General features: G+C 61.0%; 19 protein-coding genes. 7 read left to right on the forward strand and 12 right to left on the reverse strand.

The genetic code is table 11. The features are described 5' to 3' along the window. Window positions 1-5: 5 nt before the first annotated feature. The 5 genes from HWE17_RS08805 to HWE17_RS08825 all read right to left on the reverse strand — a co-directional run bounded on the left by HWE17_RS08805 (window position 6) and on the right by HWE17_RS08825 (window position 2991). Window positions 6-347 carry a hypothetical protein gene (locus HWE17_RS08805; RefSeq protein ID WP_176388505.1) on the reverse strand — a complete coding sequence of 114 codons (342 nt, stop codon included), beginning with the start codon at window positions 345-347 and terminating at the stop codon, window positions 6-8. 115 nt (window positions 348-462) lie between these two features. Continuing rightward, window positions 463-1482, reverse strand: a complete 1020-nt coding sequence (locus HWE17_RS08810) for a serine hydrolase (protein ID WP_176388506.1) — start codon at window positions 1480-1482, stop codon at window positions 463-465. 207 nt (window positions 1483-1689) lie between these two features. After that, a complete protein-coding gene (locus HWE17_RS08815) occupies window positions 1690-2028 on the reverse strand; it encodes a hypothetical protein (RefSeq protein ID WP_176388507.1) in 339 nt (112 codons plus the stop codon). 38 nt (window positions 2029-2066) lie between these two features. Further along, complete coding sequence (locus HWE17_RS08820; RefSeq protein ID WP_099400585.1) at window positions 2067-2444, reverse strand: hypothetical protein; 378 nt, start codon at window positions 2442-2444, stop codon at window positions 2067-2069. A 223-nt stretch (window positions 2445-2667) separates the two neighbouring features. After that, complete coding sequence (locus HWE17_RS08825) at window positions 2668-2991, reverse strand: hypothetical protein (RefSeq protein ID WP_176388508.1); 324 nt, start codon at window positions 2989-2991, stop codon at window positions 2668-2670. A gap of 213 nt (window positions 2992-3204) precedes the next feature. Between HWE17_RS08825 and ligD the strand changes: the two genes are divergently transcribed. After that, window positions 3205-5694, forward strand: coding sequence for a DNA ligase D (gene ligD, locus HWE17_RS08830; RefSeq protein ID WP_176388509.1), 2490 nt, complete (start codon window positions 3205-3207; stop codon window positions 5692-5694). On the opposite strand, the gene HWE17_RS08835 is transcribed toward ligD, so the two are convergent. The 3 genes from HWE17_RS08835 to HWE17_RS08845 form a co-directional block, all read right to left on the reverse strand. After that, the gene (locus tag HWE17_RS08835) at window positions 5678-7987 is read right to left on the reverse strand and encodes a PAS domain S-box protein (RefSeq protein WP_176388510.1); all 2310 of its coding nucleotides are present in this window, start codon (window positions 7985-7987) and stop codon (window positions 5678-5680) included. The two genes, ligD and HWE17_RS08835, sit on opposite strands and share 17 nt — an antisense overlap. A 120-nt stretch (window positions 7988-8107) precedes the next feature. After that, a complete protein-coding gene (locus HWE17_RS08840) occupies window positions 8108-8983 on the reverse strand; it encodes a Ku protein (protein ID WP_176388511.1) in 876 nt (291 codons plus the stop codon). A gap of 3 nt (window positions 8984-8986) precedes the next feature. Further along, on the reverse strand, window positions 8987-9964 hold the full coding sequence (locus HWE17_RS08845; protein WP_176388512.1) for an SDR family oxidoreductase: 978 nt from the start codon (window positions 9962-9964) through the stop codon (window positions 8987-8989). 127 nt (window positions 9965-10091) lie between these two features. Between HWE17_RS08845 and HWE17_RS08850 the strand changes: the two genes are divergently transcribed. The 6 genes from HWE17_RS08850 (at window position 10092) to HWE17_RS08875 (ending at window position 13572) form a co-directional block, all read left to right on the forward strand. Further along, window positions 10092-10661, forward strand: coding sequence for a TetR/AcrR family transcriptional regulator (locus HWE17_RS08850; protein ID WP_176388513.1), 570 nt, complete (start codon window positions 10092-10094; stop codon window positions 10659-10661). Window positions 10662-10729: 68 nt separating this feature from the next. Then, window positions 10730-12370, forward strand: a complete 1641-nt coding sequence (locus tag HWE17_RS08855) for a SulP family inorganic anion transporter (protein WP_176388514.1) — start codon at window positions 10730-10732, stop codon at window positions 12368-12370. Then, complete coding sequence (locus tag HWE17_RS08860; protein WP_176388515.1) at window positions 12367-12756, forward strand: Imm1 family immunity protein; 390 nt, start codon at window positions 12367-12369, stop codon at window positions 12754-12756. The genes HWE17_RS08855 and HWE17_RS08860 overlap by 4 nt, the downstream gene beginning before the upstream one ends. A 1-nt stretch (window position 12757) precedes the next feature. Then, window positions 12758-13039: a hypothetical protein gene (locus HWE17_RS08865; RefSeq protein WP_176388516.1), complete on the forward strand. Its 282-nt coding sequence runs from the start codon at window positions 12758-12760 to the stop codon at window positions 13037-13039. Further along, window positions 13029-13406 carry a DUF2750 domain-containing protein gene (locus HWE17_RS08870; RefSeq protein ID WP_217916727.1) on the forward strand — a complete coding sequence of 126 codons (378 nt, stop codon included), beginning with the start codon at window positions 13029-13031 and terminating at the stop codon, window positions 13404-13406. Before HWE17_RS08865 ends, HWE17_RS08870 begins: the two co-directional genes overlap by 11 nt. Then, window positions 13384-13572 (forward strand): hypothetical protein, encoded by a 189-nt coding sequence (locus HWE17_RS08875; protein WP_176388517.1) that lies wholly within the window; start codon window positions 13384-13386, stop codon window positions 13570-13572. The genes HWE17_RS08870 and HWE17_RS08875 overlap by 23 nt, the downstream gene beginning before the upstream one ends. Before the next feature lie 4 nt (window positions 13573-13576). Here the strand turns inward: HWE17_RS08875 and HWE17_RS08880 are convergent, their stop codons facing one another. The 4 genes from HWE17_RS08880 to HWE17_RS08895 all read right to left on the reverse strand — a co-directional run bounded on the left by HWE17_RS08880 (window position 13577) and on the right by HWE17_RS08895 (window position 19704). Continuing rightward, window positions 13577-14056 carry a GNAT family N-acetyltransferase gene (locus tag HWE17_RS08880; protein WP_176388518.1) on the reverse strand — a complete coding sequence of 160 codons (480 nt, stop codon included), beginning with the start codon at window positions 14054-14056 and terminating at the stop codon, window positions 13577-13579. A gap of 72 nt (window positions 14057-14128) precedes the next feature. Beyond that, on the reverse strand, window positions 14129-15256 hold the full coding sequence (locus tag HWE17_RS08885; RefSeq protein WP_255206168.1) for a T6SS immunity protein Tli4 family protein: 1128 nt from the start codon (window positions 15254-15256) through the stop codon (window positions 14129-14131). A 3-nt stretch (window positions 15257-15259) separates the two neighbouring features. Beyond that, the gene (locus tag HWE17_RS08890; protein WP_176388519.1) at window positions 15260-17113 is read right to left on the reverse strand and encodes a triacylglycerol lipase; all 1854 of its coding nucleotides are present in this window, start codon (window positions 17111-17113) and stop codon (window positions 15260-15262) included. Beyond that, on the reverse strand, window positions 17110-19704 hold the full coding sequence (locus HWE17_RS08895) for a type VI secretion system Vgr family protein (RefSeq protein ID WP_176388520.1): 2595 nt from the start codon (window positions 19702-19704) through the stop codon (window positions 17110-17112). Before HWE17_RS08895 ends, HWE17_RS08890 begins: the two co-directional genes overlap by 4 nt. Window positions 19705-19708: the final 4 nt, after the last annotated feature.

Raw genomic sequence — 19708 nt, forward strand, 5'->3', positions numbered from 1 at the left:
GTGAATTACTTGGCTGCTGCAGGTGCGGCTTCAGCGGTGGCCGATGCCAGCTTTTCGTCAGCCTTGGCCTTGGTTTTCTTGGCCTTGTGATGTGCCTTGGCTTTCGTGGTGGCCGCTTCCGCTTTGGCACTGGCCACTTCCGTTTTCGCGGCGACGACGGCTTTCGCTTCTTTGGCATCCGCTTTGACGACGGCTTGCGCTTCCTTGGCGTCCGCTTTCACGACGGCCTTGGTATGGGCCGCTTCCACTTTGGCAGGTACCGAAGCTGCCGCAGGTGCTGCCGGGGTTTGGGCGAAGGCTGCGGTTACGAACAGGCCGGCGATCAGGGTAGCAATTACTTTTTTCATGGTGCAGTCCTCAGTGGTGGTTTGTCTGGTATGTCTGTTGGTGCCGGGATGATTCCCGTATCACTGAGCATAAAACGCGCCCCCGGACGCATGCGTTGACGGTCATTACAAACGCTTACATCTGCGTGGCATCCGCTTTCAGAATCGCCTTCAGGATGTCTTCCGAACGGCGCTGTCCATAAGGCTTGCCATACGCGCTGGAGGCGATGCTGACCACCATGCGGCGCGCGGGTATCACGTAGATTTTGTTGCCGCCATTGCCCGAAGCGAAATGCACGGCGATCTTTTGTCCTGCGATGTCCTGCGTCTTCGCATACCAGAAATAGCCGTAGCTGTCGGCATAGCGGTCGACGGCGCCGATGGCCGCGCGCGGCGCCAGCGCGGCCTTGATCCAGCCACTGTCGATCACCGTCTTGCCGTCAACTACGCCGTCGTCGAGCACCATCTGGCCGATTTTCGCCGTGTCGCGCGCGCGCAGCGACAGATTGCCCTGTCCCTTCGGATGGTTGGCCACGTCGCGGCCCCAGTTCCAGCGCGTGATGCCCAGTGGCGCGAACAGCACCTTGGCGGCGACATCTTCCAGGTCGGCGCCGCTGGCGTTTTCCACCACGCGTCCGGCGATGTACGACCCCAGCGAGTTGTAGCGGTAGATGCTGCCCGGCTTTGTTGCCGCCGGCACGCCGCGCACGAAGGCGGCGGGGTCGGACGCTTCATCGAGCTTGTCTTCATTGCCCGGCGACTGCTCGTCTTCATCGAAGGCGGCCAGGCCCGAACGCATGGTCAGCAAGTCGTCGAGGACCACCTTGCCTGCAGGGCTGCCGGCGACTTCGGGCCAGTAGTCGCCCACCGTTTTTGTTGTCGTCAGCTGGCCGCGCGCCACGGCCGCGCCCACCAGCAGGGCGGTGATGCTCTTGCCGGCCGAGCGGATGTCGTGCAGGGTATCGGCCGTCTCGCCGTTGTAATAGCGCTCGGCCACGACGGCGCCATCGCGCAGCACGACGACGGCGCGCAAGTCGCCATGGCTGTCGCCGTCCTGGGCTTGCAGGACTTGCGCGACGGTGGCGGGGGTGTCTTGGGCGCTGGCGGCGCAAGGCAGGCACAGGGCGGTAATCAGGAGCAAGGGCAGGTGGCGCATGGGATAGGCTTCGCGGCGATGGTCGGAGTGCCAGTGTCCCTCATGTGCTTCGTTTTGTCGCGTGCAAGCTGGCCTGTTCGATGAAGTTTGCATGAAGGCGCGGTGGAAGAGCACCATGCAAAAAGGACAGCCGAAGCTGTCCCTGGTACTCGACGTGGTCACGCTAGCGCAGACCCGGCGGACGCGCTCGCGTGACGTCGTTCGGGCTTACTTTGCCGGCGTGGCAGCAACTGCCGCGTCTGCTTTGGCTGCATCCGCTTTCACCTTGGCCTTGGTCGCCTTGTGATGCGCTTTGGCCTTGGTGGCTTTGGCGTCGGCCTTGGCGCTGGCGACATCGGCTTTCGCATCGGCGGCGACGACTGCTTCTTTCGCGTCGGCTTTCACGACAGCCTTGGTTTCCTTGGCTTCAGCCTTGGCCACGGCTTTCGTGTGGGCCGCTTCCGCCTTGGCGGGCGCTGCTGCCGATGCTGCCGGAGCGGCAGGGGTTTGAGCGAAGGCTGCGGTAGCGAACAGGCCGGCGATGAGGGTGGCGATAACTTTTTTCATTGTAGTTCCTGGCGAGTGGTAAGTGATTGTGTGGGGGATTACTTGGCTGCTGCTGGTGCCGCTACCGGTGCTGGAGCAGGTGTAGATGCTGCAGCGGTGGCCGAGGCCAGTTTTGCATCGGCCTTGGCCTTGGTGTGCTTGGCTTTGTGATGGGCCTTGGCTTTTGTGGTGGCCGCTTCCGCTTTGGCGCTGGCGACGTCCGTTTTGGCGGCAACGACTGCTTTCGCTTCTTTGGCATCGGCTTTGACGACGGCTTGCGCTTCCTTGGCGTCCGCTTTCACGACGGCTTTGGTGTGGGCTGCTTCCACTTTCGCCGGTACTGGAGCTGCTGGAGCGGCCGCAGGTGCTGCCGGGGTTTGGGCGAAGGCTGCAGTTGCGAACAGGCCGGCGATCAGGGTAGCGATTACTTTTTTCATGGTGCAGTCCTCAGTGGTGGTTTGTCTGGTATGTCCGTTGGTGGCGGGATGATTCCCGTGTCACTGAGCAGAAAACGCGGCCCGGAAGGTTACGGTTGACCTTGTTTACACTTTCTTACAATCAGGTGATTTAAGCGACGTTAATGAAAGAAGAAAGCGTGAAAAAGCAAAAAAGACAGCCGAAGCTGTCTTTTTTGTGTGGCGCAAAAAACGCGCTGGGGGATTATTTGGCTGCTGCTGGGGTCGCTTCAGCCTTGTCTTCGGCGGCTTTTGCCTTGGCCTTGGTGGCTTTGTGATGGGCTTTGGCTTTGGTGACTTTGGCGTCGGCCTTGGCGCTGGCGACATCGGCTTTCGCATCGGCGACGACGGCGGCTTCCTTGGCATCGGCTTTGACTACGGCCTTGGTTTCCTTGGCTTCCGCTTTGGCCACTTCCTTGGTGTGCTTGGCTTCGGCCTTGACAGGCGCGGCTGGCGTTTGAGCAAAGGCTGCGGTAGCGAACAAGCCGGCGATCAGAGTAGCAGTCAGGTTGACAATGCGTTTTTTCATGATGCAGTTCCTCGAGAAGTGGGGTTGTAGTTCAGGAGATGTATTTCCCCTGTCACTGAGGCAAAAACGCGCCGTGCGGCAATAGCGTTGACAGCGATTCGAGCTAATTACAAACACTTACATTTGCCGGGACAGGCACTCTGTTAGCTGGCGTACCGCGCCAGGGACCGCAGCGGCCTAGACTCAAGGCCATCGTTACCGCATGGGGCCGCCATGAAAGCCGCCTTGAAAACCTATCAAGCCAAGCGCAATTTCGCCGTCACGCCCGAGCCTGCGGAGGGCGGCGAGGAAGCGGGCGATGCGCTCACCTTCGTCATTCAGAAGCACTGGGCCAGCCGTCTGCACTATGATTTTCGCCTGGAACTCGATGGCACGATGAAAAGCTGGGCCGTGCCGAAAGGGCCCAGCTACGACCCGCGCGACAAGCGCATGGCCGTGCAGGTGGAAGACCATCCCATTGCATATGCGAGCTTTGAAGGCACGATCCCCGAAAAACAGTATGGCGCGGGCAAGGTCATCATCTGGGATAAAGGAACGTGGCAGCCCCAGCCGGCCACGCCCGATGCGCGCAAGGCGCTGGCGGCCGGCGAACTGAAATTTACCCTGCACGGCCACAAGATGCACGGCAACTGGGTGCTGGTGCGCATGAAAGGCAGGGGCGAAAAACGCAGCGAAAAGCAGCCGGCCTGGCTGCTGATCAAGGAAAAAGACGACTATGCCCGGCCGGCAGCGGAGTTTTCTGTCGTGGACGAATTGCCCGACAGCGTCAGGAACAAGGCCATGCCCAAGCGCAAGGTGGCCGCCGCGCCGCCCGATGCCGATTTGCCCACCGCCCTGTCGCCCCAGCTGGCCATCCTCGTCGATGCACCGCCGCCGGATGCGCAAGAGTGGATTTTCGAAGTCAAATTCGACGGTTACCGCATCCTCGCGCGTTGCGATGGGGAGCAGGTCAGCTTGATGACGCGCAATGGCAACGACTGGACGGCGAAGCTGCCGAAGCTGCGGCAGGCGCTGGAAAAGCTTGGCTTGCCGCCAGGCTGGTATGACGGTGAAATCGTCGTCAACGACGCCGGCGGCCACCCGGATTTCGGCGCCTTGCAGCGCGCGTTCGATGCGGAAACGACCAGCGAGATCGTGTATTACCTGTTTGACGTGCCGTATTTCGATGGCCACGATCTGCGCGGCCAGCCTGTCGAGGCGCGCAGGGCGCTGCTGCAACAGTTGCTGCAGAGCTTGCCCGCGTCGCCCCTGGTGCGCTTCAGCGACGCGCTCGACGCCGCACCGCAGCGGCTGCTGGCCCACGCTTGCCGGCTGGGACTGGAAGGGGTGATCGGCAAGCGGCGCGGTTCGCCCTACGTCACGCGCCGCTCGGGCGACTGGATCAAGCTCAAATGCGGCTTGCGCCAGGAATTCGTCATCGGCGGCTATACGGCGCCGCAGGGCGCGCGCGAAGGAATCGGTTCGCTGTTGCTGGGCGTGCATGATGCGCAGGGCAAGCTGCGCTATGCGGGCAATGTGGGTAGCGGCTTTGACGATGCGGCCTTGCGCGACTTGCGGCGCCGCCTCGACGCGCTGGCCATCGAAACGAGTCCGTTTGAAGGCAAGGCGGGCGGCGTGCGCCAGCCTATCTGGGTCCAGCCGCAGCTGGTGGCCGAAGTGAGTTTTGCGCAATGGACCAGTGGCGGAGCCGTGCGCCACGCCGTGTTTCACGGCTTGCGCGAGGATAAACAGCCGGCCGCCATCGTGCGCGAGCGGGCGCGGCACATCGACAGGGAGAAGACCATGGAGAGCAAATCCATGCCGGACAGCGTCTTGCCGGCCAGTTTCAAGGTCAGCCATGCGGACCGGGTGATCGACAAGGACAGCGGCGCCAGGAAGATCGACCTGGTGTGCTATTACGCGCTGGTGGGCAAGCTGATGCTCGCGCACTTGCGCGGGCGGCCCGTGTCGCTGGTGCGCGCGCCGGCCGGCGTCGGTGGCGAGCTGTTTTTCCAGAAGCATGCCGATACGTCGACCATGCCCGGCGTCAGACAGCTCGATGCACGGCTGGACCCGGAACACCCGCCCATGCTGGAAGTGGCCAGCCAGCAGGGGCTGCTGTCGGCGGCGCAGTGGAATGTGGTGGAATTTCACACGCAAAACGCGCTGGCCCGCGCCTACGACACGCCGAACCGCCTGGTGTTCGACCTGGATCCGGGCAAGGGCGTGGCCTGGCCCGCCATCCGCGAGGCGGCCGTGCTGCTGCGCGCCTTTCTGACGGAGCTGGGCTTGCCCGCCTGGCTGAAAACCAGCGGCGGCAAGGGCTTGCACGTGGTCGTGCCGATCCGGCCCAAGCACGATTGGGACACGGTCAAAGCGTTTTCGCAAGCCATCGTGGCGCACATGGCGCAGCTCATTCCGCAGCGCTTCGTTTTGAAAAGCGGTCCCGCCAACCGCGTCGGCAAGATTTTCATCGATTATTTGCGCAATGGCCGGGGCGCCACCACCGTGTGCGCGTGGTCGGCCCGCACGCGTTCGGGGTTGGGAATTTCCGTCCCGCTGGCCTGGGAAGAGCTCGACGAACTGACGGCGGGCGACCAGTGGAATGTGGGCAATGTCCACAGCCGTCTCGATGTTGGCAACACACCGTGGGATGGCTATGCGCGCAGCGCGAAAGGACTCGACTCTGCCATGAAAAAGCTGGCTTTTACTCCTCCGGCTTGAACGGCAGGACGGCGCGCGCCAGTTGCAGCGCTTCCTCGATGGCCGCGTTGAGCAGGGTGATCTCGACGGGCTTGGTCAGGTAGCGGAAAAAGCCCGCGGCCAGGCCATGCCGGATATCGCCCTTCATGGCATTGGCCGTCAAGGCGATTACGGGGATGTGCGCGGTGCGCGCATCGTTGCGCAGGATGCGCTGCGCCTGGTTGCCATTCATGCCGGGCAAGTTGATGTCCATCAGGATGACATCGGGGCGGCGCTCCAGCGCCAGCGCGATGCCCTGGCGGGCGTCGGTGGCCGAGATCATGCGCAGATGAGGCAGGAAGCTGACGATGTCTTCCACCAGGCGCAGGCTGGCCGGATTGTCTTCCACGTACAGCAGCAGTGCCTGCCCGCCGTCCTCGTCCCCGGCGTCGCCGGCGGGCTCGGGCAGGTATTCCGCTTCCGTCTGCCCGGCGGGCGGCGCGGCCATCGTATCGAGTTCGATCCAGAACACGCTGCCCACGCCGACGCAGCTGTGCACGCCCATATTGCCGCCCATCAGCTCGACCAGGCGCTGGGTGACGACCAGGCCGATGCCCGTGCCTTCCTCGCTGCCCGCCTCCTGTCCCAGGCGGTTAAACGGCTGGAACAGTTCCGCCAGTTGCGCCTCGTCCAGGCCCTTGCCCGTGTCGCGGATGGCGATGCGCACGCGTTGCGGCCCGGGCTGCGAAATTTCCAGTTCCACCTTGCCGGCAGGGCGGTTGTACTTGATGGCGTTTGATAGCAGGTTCAGCAGCACTTGCTTGAGACGCGTATGGTCGGCCCTGAGCGTCAGCGGCTCGCAGGCGGGAAAGACGAGGAGGATCTGGCGCTGCTGCGCCTGCTCTTCCACCATCACGCGCACTTCCTCGATCAGCGCGGGCAGCGTCACCGCTTCCATTGACAGGCTCAGGCTGCCTGATTCGATCTTCGCCAGGTCGAGGATTTCATTGATCAGGGTAAGCAGGTGGCGGCCCGAGGTGACGATGTTTTGCACGAAGGCGCGCTTTTGCGGCACGGTCGCGGGCAGGGCTTCGTTGGCCAGCAGCTGGGCAAAGCCGAGGATGGCGTTCAGCGGCGTGCGCAATTCATGCGACATGCTGGTGAGAAAGCGGTCCTTCGCCTGGCTGGCCCGCTCGAGTTCGATTTTCTGTTCGTTGAGCGTGCGTTCGATGCGCTTGCGCTCCGTGATGTCGCGGATGGCCGACGAGACCAGCACGCCTTCGTCCGTTTCCAGCGGCGACAGGCTGATTTCGACGGGAAACTCGGTGCCATCGCGGCGCAAACCGTACAGTTCCAGGCCCGCGCCCATGGAGCGGGCGCGCGGCGCCGCGGAAAAGGACTGGCGGTGGTGCGGATGGTCGTGTGCATAGCGGGCCGGGATCAGCACTTCCACATTGCGCCCCAGCAACTCCGCGCGCGAGTAGCCGAACAGGCGTTCCGTCTGCGAATTGACGAGCACGATCTCGCCATCGCCGTTGACGATGACGATGGCGTCCGGCGCCGATTCGAGCAGGCCGCGGAACTTCTGCTCGGCCCGGCGGCGGTCGCTGACGTCGCGGATGGCGCTGATGACGAAGGTGCCGATCTCCGTCTGGATCGGCGACAGGCTGATTTCGACGGGGAACTCGACGTTGTCCTTGCGCAAGCCCAGCAATTCCAGGTCGGCGCCCATGGTGCGCGTGCGCGGCTGGTCGAAATAGCGCGAGCGGTGCGCCACGTGCGAATGGCGCAGGCGTTGCGGCAGCAGGCTATCGATTTGCCTGCCGCTCAATTCGCCTTCCGCATAGCCGAACAGGCGCTGCGCCTGCTGGTTGGCCAGCACGATGGCACCCGTGGCATTGACCATGATGACGCTGTCCGGCGTCGATTCGAACAGCACGCGGTAGCGCACGTCGACGAACTGGGCGTCGCGCGCCGCCTTCAGCAAGGTCGTGTCCTTCATGGTGGAAATCAGGTAGCGGGGGCCGTCCGGCGCCGCGTGGGCGGCCTGGCATGCCACGTCGACATAGATGAGTTCACCATCCTTGCGTCGCCGCAGCGATTCGCGGTCGTAGCTGCCGTGCAAGGTCAGCTGCTCGTCGATCTGCGGGTCTGCCTCGGCCTGTCCTGGCAGCGAGATCAGTTCCCACAGCTGGTGGCCCAGCGCTTCGTCGCTGGCATAGCCGAAAATGCGCTGCGCCCCGGCCGTCCAGCGCACGACGGCATGCTCTTCGTTCGTGATGACAACGCCGCCAGGGGCGCCGTTGAGGATAAGCTGATCTAACTCGGCATCCATTTTTTCCCGCACGCATGACAGGGCTTGCCGGGCGGCAGGCCTGTGCATAACGTAGCGAGAAGCTTGATCAAAGTCAATTCATTTATATGATGCAAGGTTCTCCTGGCTGCGAAGCGTGCTTCAGGCCGCTTTGCGCCTGGCGGGCGCCGGTTTGCGCACGGTGGACGCGGCTTTACGTTTGCGGGGCGCGGCGGCCGGCGCTTTCTTGCCCAGGCTTTGCTGCAGCAGGGCCACCAGATCGATGACGTTGCTGCCTTGCTCTTCTGCCGGTTCGGGCGCGGGCGGGGTGATGGTCTTGGTCTGTTTGGCCTTGATTTTCTTTTTGACCAGCGCCAGCACGTCTTCGCGGTAGCTGTCGTGATATTGCCCGGGTTCCCACGCTTCGCTCATGCCTTCGACCAGCGACAGGGCCATCTTGAGTTCCTTGTCGGAAATCCCGGCCGCCTTCAGGCTGCTGTCAGGCAAGTCCAGGTCATCCGTGGGACGGAGCTCATCGGCGTAGCGCAGGGTGTTGAGCACGATGGCGTCGCCCACGCACACGAGCGCGCACAAATGCTGCTTGGTGCGCATGACCACGCTGGCGATGCCCACTTTATTCGCCTTGCGCAAGGTTTCGCGCAGCAAGGCATAGACCTTTTCGCCGCCCTTGGCGGGCAGCAAATAATACGGGTGCTCGTAAAAGGTCAGCGGCACCTCAAGCGCATCGACAAAGGCCAGTATGTCGATGGTTTGCGTGGCCTTCACATTGGCTTGCCGTAAATCTTCCTCGGACAGCACCACGTACTCGTCCGTCTTGTATTCATAGCCCTTGATGATGTCATCCCACTCGACTTCCTTGCCGGTCTGCTTGTTGTAGCGCTTGTAGCCGATGGGGGCGAAGTCGCGCCGGTCCAGCATGGACAAGTCCAGTTCATGGTCGAGGCTGGCGGAAATCAGCTCGACGGGGATGTGCACGAGGCCGAAGCTGATGGCGCCTTTCCACAGTGCGCGCGCCATCGCTTATTCCCCCACGCTGCCGGTGATGGGCAGGACGATGCCGCTGATGTAGCTGGAACAGGCGGGCGAGGCCAGGAAGACGTAGGCGGGCGACAGTTCTTCCGGCTGGGCCGGACGGCGCATGTCCGTGTCCTGGCCGAATTTCTGGATCTCCTCGGGTGACTTGTCGGCCGGGTTGAGCGGCGTCCAGACGGGGCCGGGTGCGATGGCGTTGACGCGGATGCCCTTGTCGAGCAGGTTGCCGGCCAGCGCCATGGTAAACGCATGGATGGCGCCCTTGGTGGTGGAATAGTCGAGCAAGTGCTTCGAGCCTTGCAAGCCCGTCACGGAGCCCGTATTGATGATGGAGGCGCCGCGCTGCAAATGGGGCAGCACGGCCTTGGCCATGTGGAAGTAGCCATAGACATTGGTTTTCATGGTGAGGTCGAAGCGCTCCTCGCTCAGGTCGAGCAAGGATTCCGCATGTTCCTGGAAGGCGGCGTTGTTGACCAGTACGTCGATGTGCGTGAATTTATCGAGCACCTGGCTGACGGCTTGCTGGCAAAAGCCCTGGTCGCGCACGTCGCCGGCAATCAACAGGCAGCTCTGGCCTTCCGCTTCCACGTAGCGCTTGGTTTCGTGGGCGTCCGCGTGTTCGTTCAGGTAAATGATGGCCACATCGGCCCCTTCGCGCGCGTACAGCACGGCCACGGCGCGGCCGATGCCCGAATCGCCGCCCGTGATGACGGCCACCATGCCGGCCAGCTTGCCGCTGCCGCAATAGTCGGGCGCCAGGAAGCGTGGTTGCAGCTGCATCTGCCCTTCGATGCCAGGCTTGTCCAAGTGCTGGGCGGGCAGGGGCGGGGCAGGCTGGCTGCGTTGGCTCGTCTGCACGGGCTGCTGGCTTTTCTGCTCGGCGGGTTTGGCGGTATCACGTTGATCCTGCTCTTGCTGGATGCTGCGCTGCAAGTTACCGGCGGACTGGTCCTTGTTCTCGTTCATGCTGGCCTCCCTGGAAACGAGGGTTCAGTATCGGCGCGGCATCCGCATCAAACGGTGCGCTTGCTAACAGAGTGGCACAAACGGACGCAAAGTTATATGATGATTGACATAAATATGGGAGGGCAGCATGAAGGTAAGCAGGGAACAGGCGGCGCTGAACCGCGAGCGCATCGTCGAGGTGGCGGCCAGATTGTTCCGCGAAAAGGGCTACGACGGCATCGGCGTGGCCGACCTGATGAAGAACGCGGGCCTCACGCATGGCGGCTTCTATGGCCATTTCGCGTCCAAGGAAGACTTGATGATCGAGGCGTGCCAGCATGCCCTGGAGAAATCGCTGGAAGGCTGGCGGGCGAAGATCGCGCGCGACCCGCAGCAGGCGCTGCCCGCCATCGTCGGCAGCTATCTGACCACCCGGCACCGCGACCAGCCCGGCGGCGGCTGCCCGGCGGCGGCCATGGGCGTCGACGTGGCGCGCATGTCGCCCGGCGCGCGTCCCGCGTTTACGAAGGCGACGCGGCAGCAGTTCGCGCTGCTGGAAGGATTGCTGTCCGACGGCGCACCGGAAGAGCGGCGCCAGCAGGCCATTTCGACGTTTGCCGCCATGGTGGGCGCCATGGTGTTGGCCCGTTCCGTCGATGACGAAGCCCTGTCGGCGGAAATCCTCGACGCTGTGAAGGCGCAATTGCTGCCAGACTGATCACTCCCCCCCTGTCAGCCGGCCGCGTCGCATGATAGGCTTCGGTTTTCAGATTTTGGGATCTCATCATGCTGCTTTGGCTCAGACAATACCGGCGTCCTCTGTTGGCCGGGGACATCACTGCCGGTATCGTTGTCGCCATGATGATGGTGCCGCAAGGCATGGCTTACGCCCTGGTGGCCGGCTTGCCGCCCGTGGTGGGCATCTACGCCAGCATCCTGCCGCCTGTGCTGTACGCCTTGTTCGGCAGCAGCATGACGCAATCGGTGGGTCCCATGGCCATCGTTTCCCTGATGACGGCCGCCGCCCTGGCGCCGCTGGCCGATCCCGGCTCCTCGCTGTATATCGTGCTGGCCGCCCAGCTGGCCTTCATCAGCGGCCTCGTCCTGCTGCTGTGCGGCGTGCTGCGCCTGGGTTTCATGGCCAGTTTCCTGTCGCGTCCCGTGATCAGCGGTTTCAGCAATGGCGCCGCGATCCTGATCATCTGGGGGCAGATCACCCCCTTGCTGGGCGCGACGCTTCCCCACTGGCACACGCCCAGCCTCGTGCTGGGACTCTCCGGCCTGCTGTTCCTGTGGCTGGCCAAGCGCTATCTGTCGCGCCTGCTGCAGCGCTGCGGTTTGAACCAGGTGGCGGCCGACGTGGGTGCGCGCCTGGCGCCGATGGCGCTGGTGCTGGCCGGCATCGCGTTGGTCGCCTATGGCGGCCTGGAAGCGATGGGCGTGCAGACGACGGGCCACGTGCCCAGCGGCTTGCCCGGCCTGAACCTGGCCACCTCTGGCGCCCATTGGCGCACCCTGCTGTCGCCGGCGCTGCTGATTGCCTTCATCATCTTCCTGATGAGCATGTCCGCCGCCCAGACCCTGGCGCAAAAACGCGGTGAAAAGCTGCACACGAACCGCGAACTGCTGGGCCTGGGCGCGGCCAATGTGGCCAGCGCGCTGTCGGGCGGCTTCCCCGTCACGGGCTCCATTTCGCGCTCGGCCGTCAACTTCCAGGCGGGCGCTAACACCCCCTTGGCCAGCATCATCACGGCTGGGTTGCTGGCGCTGGCGCTGGTGGCGCCCACGGGCTGGCTGGCCCTGCTGCCGCTGCCCGTGCTGGCGGCCACCATCATCTTTGCCGTCAGCAGCCTGCTGGACTGGGACACCTTGAAACTGTCGTGGCGCTACGACCGCAGCGATGCGCTGGCCCTGCTGGCGACGACGGCCGGCGTGCTGGTGCTGGGCGTGGAAGCGGGCGTCGTGATCGGCGTGCTGTTGTCGATGGGCACCCTGATCTGGCGCGCCAGCCGCCCGCATATCGCCGTGCTGGGCCGCATCCCGAATAGCGAACACTTCCGCAACGTGGAGCGCTACGAAGCACAAACCTTGCCGGACGTCTTGCTGCTGCGCATCGATGCGGGCCTGTTCTTCGGCAACGTCGAAGCCGTCACGGAGAGGGTGGAAGACGAGTTGCGGGGCCACCCGACGGCGCGCCACCTGGTGCTGGTGCTGTCGGCCGTCAACCAGATTGACAGCACGGCCTTGCTGGGCTTGATCGAACTCAACAGCACGCTGAGCAAGCGTGGCATCAGCCTGAACCTGGCCGAAGTGAAGGGGCCCGTGATGGACCGCCTGCGCCAGAGCAGCCTGCTGCACGACCTGAGCGGCAAGCTGTATCTGAGCACGGCGCTGGCCATGGATGACCTGAACGGAGAAAAAGCATGACGATGGAACTGAACCTGCATGGCGAGCCGCGTGTGGTCGATAGCGTGCCCATGCTGGAGCAGGCGCTGCTGGACGCGCGTGCGCTGGCCCAGTGCGAACTGTGGCTGACCATGGCCACGGATGCCGAGCAGGGCCCGGCCCTGTGCATGCTGCGCAATGGCGGCAATGCCTGGCTGATGTATCTGTCGGGTCAGGACGAGCTGAGCTTTCACTCCTTGGGCGACGAAGAGGAAACGGGGGAATGCAGCTACCTGCTGTCGAATGGCCAGGTGGATGTGTATCCGGAAGCGTGGTGCGTGGATGTGGAACAATGCCAGCAGGCTTTCATCGCGTTCTTCAAGACAGGCGGCGCGCAGCCGGCCGGCATCGCGTGGGAAGCGGATTGAGGTGCTGCAAACCACGCAAACCATCATCGACGAGATCGACAAGGATTTGCTGGCCGCGCTGGACGCCAGGGCAGGTTTGCTCACGCTGCGCGCCATCTTGCTGCGCTACAAGGCCAGCGGCGTGACGGCGGATCAGGTGGCCGCCTTGCTGCAGGAATTGCGCCCAGCCACGCAGGAGGGGCCGCTGGAAGACGTGATACTGGATGCCCTCGACATGGTGACGGGCTGGTGTACGCCGCAGCTGCGGGTATGGGACGGGGTAGGGGAAAACCGTGCATCCTGAAAAGTTCAAGCAGGTGATGGGCCTGCCGTCCGGCGAACGCCATGCGTACTTTGTGCGCAAGGTAGCCGATACGCAAGAAGTGTGGGGCTTGTATCATGCAGGCTGGGCCACGGCGCAAGCCCATGGCCACGTCGCCATCCCGTTCTGGCCGGAAGCCGCATTTGCGCAAGCATGCGCCAGCGGTGACTGGGAACATTTCCAGCCACGCGCCATCGCGCTTGGTGATTTCCTGAGCAAGTGGTTGCCTGGCATGGCAAGCAATGGCCAGCTGGCTTCCGTGTTTCCCGTGCCGCAAGGCGGTGCCAGCATCGCGGCACCGGCTGATTTACTGAGAGATATGCGACATGAGTCAGAGCAATATGAATGAGGGCAAGGAACGCCTCGACGCCTGGTACGACGGCTCGGCCATCTGCCTGATCGCCGTCGGCGCGCAGGGCGACCCGCTGGACCTGGGCGACGACGAAGTGCGCGCTCTGATCGCGAAGCTGCAGCAATGCCTGGCCGAGTCCGAAGCTGCGGCTACAAAAGATTGACGGCTCAGGCGGCCTCCAGCGCCTTTTCCATCGCCACGCTGGCCAGGCTGATGCCGCTGGGGTGTGCATACGCTTCCTCGCGCAAGGCCGTAAAGCCGGCCGCCGCGTAAAACGGCACGGCGTTCAGCGACGCGGACAGGTGCAGCCGCGCAATGCCGCGCCCGCGCGCCAGGTCTTCCAGCGCCGCCAGCAGCCGCTTGCCGATGCCGAGTCCCGCGCGCGCGGGATCGACAAAGACAGCGTCTACTTCATGTTTATCTACATCCAGCATGGCGTAGCCGGCAATGGCCTCGTCCTGCATCGCCACGATGCCGCCACCCGCAGCCAGCATGGCGGCATACGCTGGCGGTACAGGCGAGGCCGTCCACACAGTAATTTGCTCCGGCGCATAATGCGTGGCGCAACCGACGCGCACGGCCACCGTGCGCAGAGCCCACAGGGCGTCGATGTCAAGGGGCAGGGCGGGGCGCAGGGTGATGGGCATGGACGCTTTCCGGGCAAAAGGTTCATGCTAGCGCAATGGCCGGCATGGCGCCAGCATGAGCTTATCCAGCTGTCACTGCGCCGGCTTGTCGGGATCGATATAGTACGAACCCGGCGGCGCACCCGGCACTTTCACCCGGAACTTCAAGCCGGACAGCAGCTTGTCCCACAAGGCGATGGCCTCTTCGTCGGTCAGTGACGCGGCTTCGGCGGCGCCGACCATGTTGTGGGCGACTTTGGTGTACATGGATGCCTCCAATACCGCTGGATAGGCGATATCGCGCGGCGTACCCACCAGTGTCCATTCAAAATCATGCACGCCATCGGTACGCCGTATCAACGATTCCTCGCCATGCCAGTGCTGCACGTCACGCTTGCCCTCGCGTAGCAGAGTACGAGGAGGGTAGTTCTTGCCTTGCTGGTCTTTTGCTTCCTGGATACGAGCAAGTAATGATAATTTCCCACGTACTTTTGCATCATATTCAGCAGGAGGATAGTCGCCGTATGCATTTTTATTCGCAGTGATGGAAAAAGTCACGTCTGGAAAGCTGGGGAAATACAGGCCTGCATCCGCCATTTCCTGGCTATCATATTTGTTGTCACTCATAAAACCATTTTTGATGCAATAGCCAGGCTCCTTGGGAACTTCATTTTCATCGCGCAGACGTAAGTTGTTAGCGCGGACCATTTGATTTCGTGTGGCATCCGCTATTGTTTCATCTTTTCTTCTTGATCCGTCAAGAATAAATATATGGCTTCCTTTTATGACGTAGGTCTTGAAGAATAGATCACCATCTTCCTTGGAAAATTTCCCATCATAATATTGAAGTTGCCAGCTATTTTCTATTGGCCCTTTTCCATTGTATGTAATTTCAGATGTTGGATCACTTTTTTTTATTTTTTCAATTTCTTCTGCTATGCGTTCGTTTTTTTCTATTATTCCACCTTGTATGGTCTTGATTTCCGAAAGGAGTGTTGTTCCTCCTGATATCAACTGCACTTCTCGCGGAACCTCTAGGGCATAGCGCCCGAAGCATACAATTTTTGTTTTTAAAAATAGTGTTTCCAGGCGTTTGCTGAGTTTGAAATTTTCAGGCATTATGATCTCCTTGGCTGAATTTTTTTTCGCGTAGACGGATAGAAATCCCATCGCAATAACTGTGATCGTGAGAAAAATTGTTTTTTTTATCTTATTATTCATGGATTAATCCCATTTTGCCGTCTTGGCAATTTGTACGATGGAATACAGCATGGATGCCATTACATTTGTATCGGCATAGCTGTTCTGGTGGTCATAACCATTCGCTTCCGCCATGCCATGTACGAAAAGTGTGCCTGCGATGTGCCGGGCAGAACGGTCTGACGGCACCGTTCCATCACCACGTGCACTGGCTGGCTGTAGCTTTAACTTTAAGAATTTACCTCCGGCCTGGACCAAGAGTTGTCCCTTTGCATCATCTTCAAGTAGTTTCCATTTTTCAGGTAACGGCTCGAATTTATTCCAGGGGTCATTTGAACCACTGTGAAGACCTTCAATTAATTTAAATACCACATCACCGTAACTTAAAAAGTTTCTGGATGAACAATAGCTTGCGTAAGTATTTGTATGGAAGGTTTTCTCTATGGATGATAAGAATTCTGCGGCGTTTTTTATTCGCCTCATTGTTTTTTCTATGCCGCCACCTTTTTCACGAGGGATGTCTGCGGGATTTACCCAGTTTGGATTGATTAGCCTCCACCACGCATTGGGTGGCTGAAGGTAAATGCTCTCCAGTGCAGTGGCCTTATCGCGAGGCCAGCTCCATAGAATTTTATCCTGTGCATCCACAATTTTCAGCCAATCCTGGCCATATGCCGCGCCTGGCATCATTTCCAGTGGCGCCGGTGCGTTTGCCAGAATGGCGGTTGCGTGCGCACCGTCGATGCCTAGAATGCTGGCTTCTATTTCTGCTATAGAACCTTCTCTTTCCTGAAAGCCAAAACGCATGCGTTTATATGCCCCTGCGGCACCAATGGTTGGCATCACGTTGTGATAAATTCCCAGAATTTTCACATCTTTATCATCAAGCATCTTCCCATAGCTGGGGTGTATCAATGCACGGGCCAGCAAGCCCCCCATGCTATGCGTGACGATGATGACTTCGTTACATTTGAATCCGCGTTCCTGGTAGCCTTTGACCAGGCCGCGTAGTCTCTTTGCAATGATGATGGCAGATTCACCATTGCTCTTTATAAAGTTGTAGCCCATCGCGTGCACTGGATACCAACAGGGCGAAATTTTCTTCAAGTCGTTGACATTAATGGCTTTGCCAGATGACGCGCCAAAATTTGTTGGATCTTGCAAAAGCAGTGCGCCAAGGCCACTTGTTTGACGCCAGAGAGGATGTGGCTTACCGTCGAAAATCATATTATTGAGATGCAATTCGGCTGCCCGCAACATTGTTCCGTACGCACCAGCAAATAACACTTCACTCCATCCTCTCCAACGGGCTATTTGTGCTGGACTTTGATACGAGCAGGCTTTACCTTGATTCGGACGTGTTGTTGTCGCGATCCTGTTGGTTCCCATTAAAGGAGGAATAGGTGTAAAACTGTCTGGCACATTTTGATGCCGCGCATCTGCAGCCTTGGTTTCCGCACCATCTGGATCAAAACGACTGTTGCTTTCGGTGTAATGGTAGTATTCCACTTCGGTTTCATTGGGATCAAACACCAATTGACGCTGCCGTGGCGACGCATCTTTGAACCAGCCACCCAAGCCATTGTTTGTGAGGACAGCGGCCTTGCCTCCCGCACCCATCATATCGTCTGGCCGCCAGGCCCGATTGTCTGGACGGCCCAATTCTTCCTGGCGAACCTTGCTCATCCTTAGATTGCTACCCATCACGCCTGGCAGGAAAATGACAGGAATTACCTTTCCTGGCGGTAGGGTGACGTCATGTCGGGCGGTATCTTTTGTTTCCGTCATCGAGACGGCGAGTTCTGCCCAGCCTCCCACGCCTTGACCAAACTTCTCAGGATGATTGCCGCGGTTATTCAAGTCATCACATTTGCTCATGGCAGTTCTCCCTTATAGCGAATGATGTAACTATCCATGCCGGTGGATTTTTGTAGTTGCGTGGAACCGTCCTCCGCGCTTTTGCCGGCCATGTTGCCGTCATCGCGCAGGATTTCAAAAGCAACGCCAACAGCTGGCGTATCGTCGGCATTCACCAGCAACACTTCCTGATCAAAACTGCTGTGTGGCCGTTCATTCAACTCCTGCGACACGCTCTTCGGCGCCAGGGTTTCCAGGTTGCCGTTGAAGAGTACGGGGGATGAGGTGAAGAATTGCACCTTGTCGCTGATTTCCAGCATGTGGTTGGCGCCGTGCAGGCGTACGCCTTTCTTGCCCTTGATGTTGACCCAGTCCGCTTCGCTGATCAGCGACAGCACTTTCTGGGCGAGGATTTCCACCTCGTCGCTGTGCGCCTGGATGGACACCTTGCCGCTGGCGGCGATCAGTTTCATGCCGGCCTTGTGCACGAACAGGCTGAAGGTGTTGGCGATGCTGGCAAACATGCTGTCGCCGCTGGCGAGTGAAATATGCTTGCTGCTGCTGAGCGCCACATGCTCGCTGGCGGCCAGGTGGATGGATTGGGCCGTGCTCAGCTCGATGCCGGCCGGGCTGGCCAGCAGCAAATGCGCTTCGGACAGCTCCGGGAAATCGCCACCGGCGCCTTTGATGGCGGCGTTTTGCCGCTGGATGGACTCGGCCACGGCGCCTTGCTGTGCTGCGCTGTCTTGCGCACCCGCGTCGACGGCCATGCCGGCCAAGCCTTGCTGCAGCTGGCGTGCCTGCGCCAGGCGGGCCTGTGTTTCGTCGAGCTGTTTGACTGATCCCGTTCCCGTTGATGTTTCTGTAGTGATCAGCATGCCTTTGGCTGCGCGCAAGGCGCCCCAGGCGCTGCTGGCCAATTCAAAACCGACGCCGCGCGCTTCCTTGCGGCCGGCGTTGTCGTCGATGCGGGTGATGCTGCCCAATGAAAGCCGGCTATCCTGGTGCTCGCTGCGCAGCTGCGCCTGGATCGCGCCCTTGGTATCGTCGAGCACCAGATGGTTGGCGCTGCGCGCGCCCAGTTCGCGGCTGCGCAAGCCGGACAGGGCGCGCTGCTGCGGCAGCTGCCACGGCGGCGGATTGGCGCTGTTGTAGACCACGCCGATGACGATGGGATGGTCGATATTGCCGTCCTGGAATTGCACGACGACTTCCTGGCCCACGCGCGGCAGGGCGATCTGTCCCATTTGCGGCCCCGCCATCGGCATCATGACTCGTATCCATGGCGAGCTGCGCTCATCGAATTCGCCCAGGCGGTCCCAGTGAAATTGCAGGCGGATGCGTCCCAGCGCATCGGTATGGATTTCCTCCCCGGCCGGCCCGACCACCAGCGCCGTCTGCACCCCGGCAACGATGCACGGCGTGCTGTTGTAGCCGCGTCCCGGGCGCCAGCGGATGTCCCGGCGCACGCACACCAGTTTGTTCGCATAGTGCGAGGGCGCGCTGGGGCCAATCTGATAGTTATTGCTGGCGCTATGCTCGGCTGACAAAATCAGGTATTCGCGTTCGGCAATACTGTCCGGACGCTTCTGGCCAGGCTGATAGCGTTTTTCCTCGGCGCTGAAATGGCCATCGAGCCGGAAACAAAGACCGGGTTGCGCGCCACGGTGATTGCCGGCCGCCTCGAAATACTGGCGCAAATGGTCGCTTTCTTCCATGCGGCGCTGTGCCAGAGACTCCCCATCATCGACATTCTTATAACCATAGGCGCCCGTGTTTTCGTACAGTTCGTGGGCAAATACATCACCCTGGCGATTCAGGGAGTAGCCGCTGGCAAGGCGTGGCTGGGGATTTTTATAGTCGAAACTGGCCAGTGTCATTTGCCCGGAGCCGATCCGGCGCACGGCTTGCCACTGTTGCAAGCCATCGTCTTCCATGGAGCCCGACTCGGAGTGGAAGCGCATGGCGCCATCGCCGGCCGCCGTGGCGACCATGTCCGCCAGGGTGCTGTTGTCCGCGAGCCAAAGCGTATGGCCATCGGCGCGGTGTTCGTACCAGTAATGCCAGCCCAGCGCCTCCCAGCGCCGGTGCAGGTGGTTGTAGTCGGTTTCATTGTGCTGGTTGGCGCAGGTGATTTGCGGGTCGTCGCCGTGGATGCTGGTTTTCCAGTCGCGCTGTTCGTAGTGGGCAAAGGTCGTTTCGGTCAGCTGCATCACGCTTTGGCCATGAAAGGACACATTGTCCTGGCGCAGCCGGGCGAAGGCCAGCCATGGTTGCAGTACCATGCGGTACCACGCAAAGCCGCCATCGGCGCGCAGCAGGCAAAACTCGCCCACATAGCCGTTAAAGTAGCGCAGCGTGCCATCGTCGCGCACCATGGAAATGGTCACCATGCGGCCCAGCATGGCCTTGAGTGCGATGTGCGCATCATCGGACAGCAGTTCGGCCTCGAAACGGAAGTCGCGCGACACTTCTTCCCTGGCGGTCAGCGAATTGACCAGCACGATGGCGCCACCTGGTCCATCTGCATGGGGGAAATCGATCTTCAGCAGGCGCCGTTCTTGCGCGGCGAGGTCGAAAGCCGACAGTGCCGCCTGGATGCTTGCATGCATGGCC

The sequence above is a fragment of the Janthinobacterium sp. BJB401 genome (genome assembly GCF_013372745.1).
In the GTDB taxonomy this organism is placed as follows: Bacteria; Pseudomonadota; Gammaproteobacteria; order Burkholderiales; family Burkholderiaceae_D; genus Janthinobacterium; species Janthinobacterium rivuli.

Coding starts and splice junctions, on each gene's coding strand:
- HWE17_RS08895 (WP_176388520.1), bottom strand. CDS start 19,704: ATGCATGCAAGCATCCAGGCGGCACTGTCGGCTTTCGACCTCGCCGCG.
- HWE17_RS08805 (WP_176388505.1), bottom strand. CDS start 347: ATGAAAAAAGTAATTGCTACCCTGATCGCCGGCCTGTTCGTAACCGCA.
- HWE17_RS08850 (WP_176388513.1), top strand. CDS start 10,092: ATGAAGGTAAGCAGGGAACAGGCGGCGCTGAACCGCGAGCGCATCGTC.
- HWE17_RS08810 (WP_176388506.1), bottom strand. CDS start 1,482: ATGCGCCACCTGCCCTTGCTCCTGATTACCGCCCTGTGCCTGCCTTGC.
- HWE17_RS08825 (WP_176388508.1), bottom strand. CDS start 2,991: ATGAAAAAACGCATTGTCAACCTGACTGCTACTCTGATCGCCGGCTTG.
- HWE17_RS08890 (WP_176388519.1), bottom strand. CDS start 17,113: ATGAGCAAATGTGATGACTTGAATAACCGCGGCAATCATCCTGAGAAG.
- HWE17_RS08815 (WP_176388507.1), bottom strand. CDS start 2,028: ATGAAAAAAGTTATCGCCACCCTCATCGCCGGCCTGTTCGCTACCGCA.
- HWE17_RS08820 (WP_099400585.1), bottom strand. CDS start 2,444: ATGAAAAAAGTAATCGCTACCCTGATCGCCGGCCTGTTCGCAACTGCA.
- ligD (WP_176388509.1), top strand. CDS start 3,205: ATGAAAGCCGCCTTGAAAACCTATCAAGCCAAGCGCAATTTCGCCGTC.
- HWE17_RS08885 (WP_255206168.1), bottom strand. CDS start 15,256: ATGAATAATAAGATAAAAAAAACAATTTTTCTCACGATCACAGTTATT.
- HWE17_RS08860 (WP_176388515.1), top strand. CDS start 12,367: ATGACGATGGAACTGAACCTGCATGGCGAGCCGCGTGTGGTCGATAGC.
- HWE17_RS08845 (WP_176388512.1), bottom strand. CDS start 9,964: ATGAACGAGAACAAGGACCAGTCCGCCGGTAACTTGCAGCGCAGCATC.
- HWE17_RS08840 (WP_176388511.1), bottom strand. CDS start 8,983: ATGGCGCGCGCACTGTGGAAAGGCGCCATCAGCTTCGGCCTCGTGCAC.
- HWE17_RS08880 (WP_176388518.1), bottom strand. CDS start 14,056: ATGCCCATCACCCTGCGCCCCGCCCTGCCCCTTGACATCGACGCCCTG.
- HWE17_RS08875 (WP_176388517.1), top strand. CDS start 13,384: ATGAGTCAGAGCAATATGAATGAGGGCAAGGAACGCCTCGACGCCTGG.
- HWE17_RS08855 (WP_176388514.1), top strand. CDS start 10,730: ATGCTGCTTTGGCTCAGACAATACCGGCGTCCTCTGTTGGCCGGGGAC.
- HWE17_RS08835 (WP_176388510.1), bottom strand. CDS start 7,987: ATGGATGCCGAGTTAGATCAGCTTATCCTCAACGGCGCCCCTGGCGGC.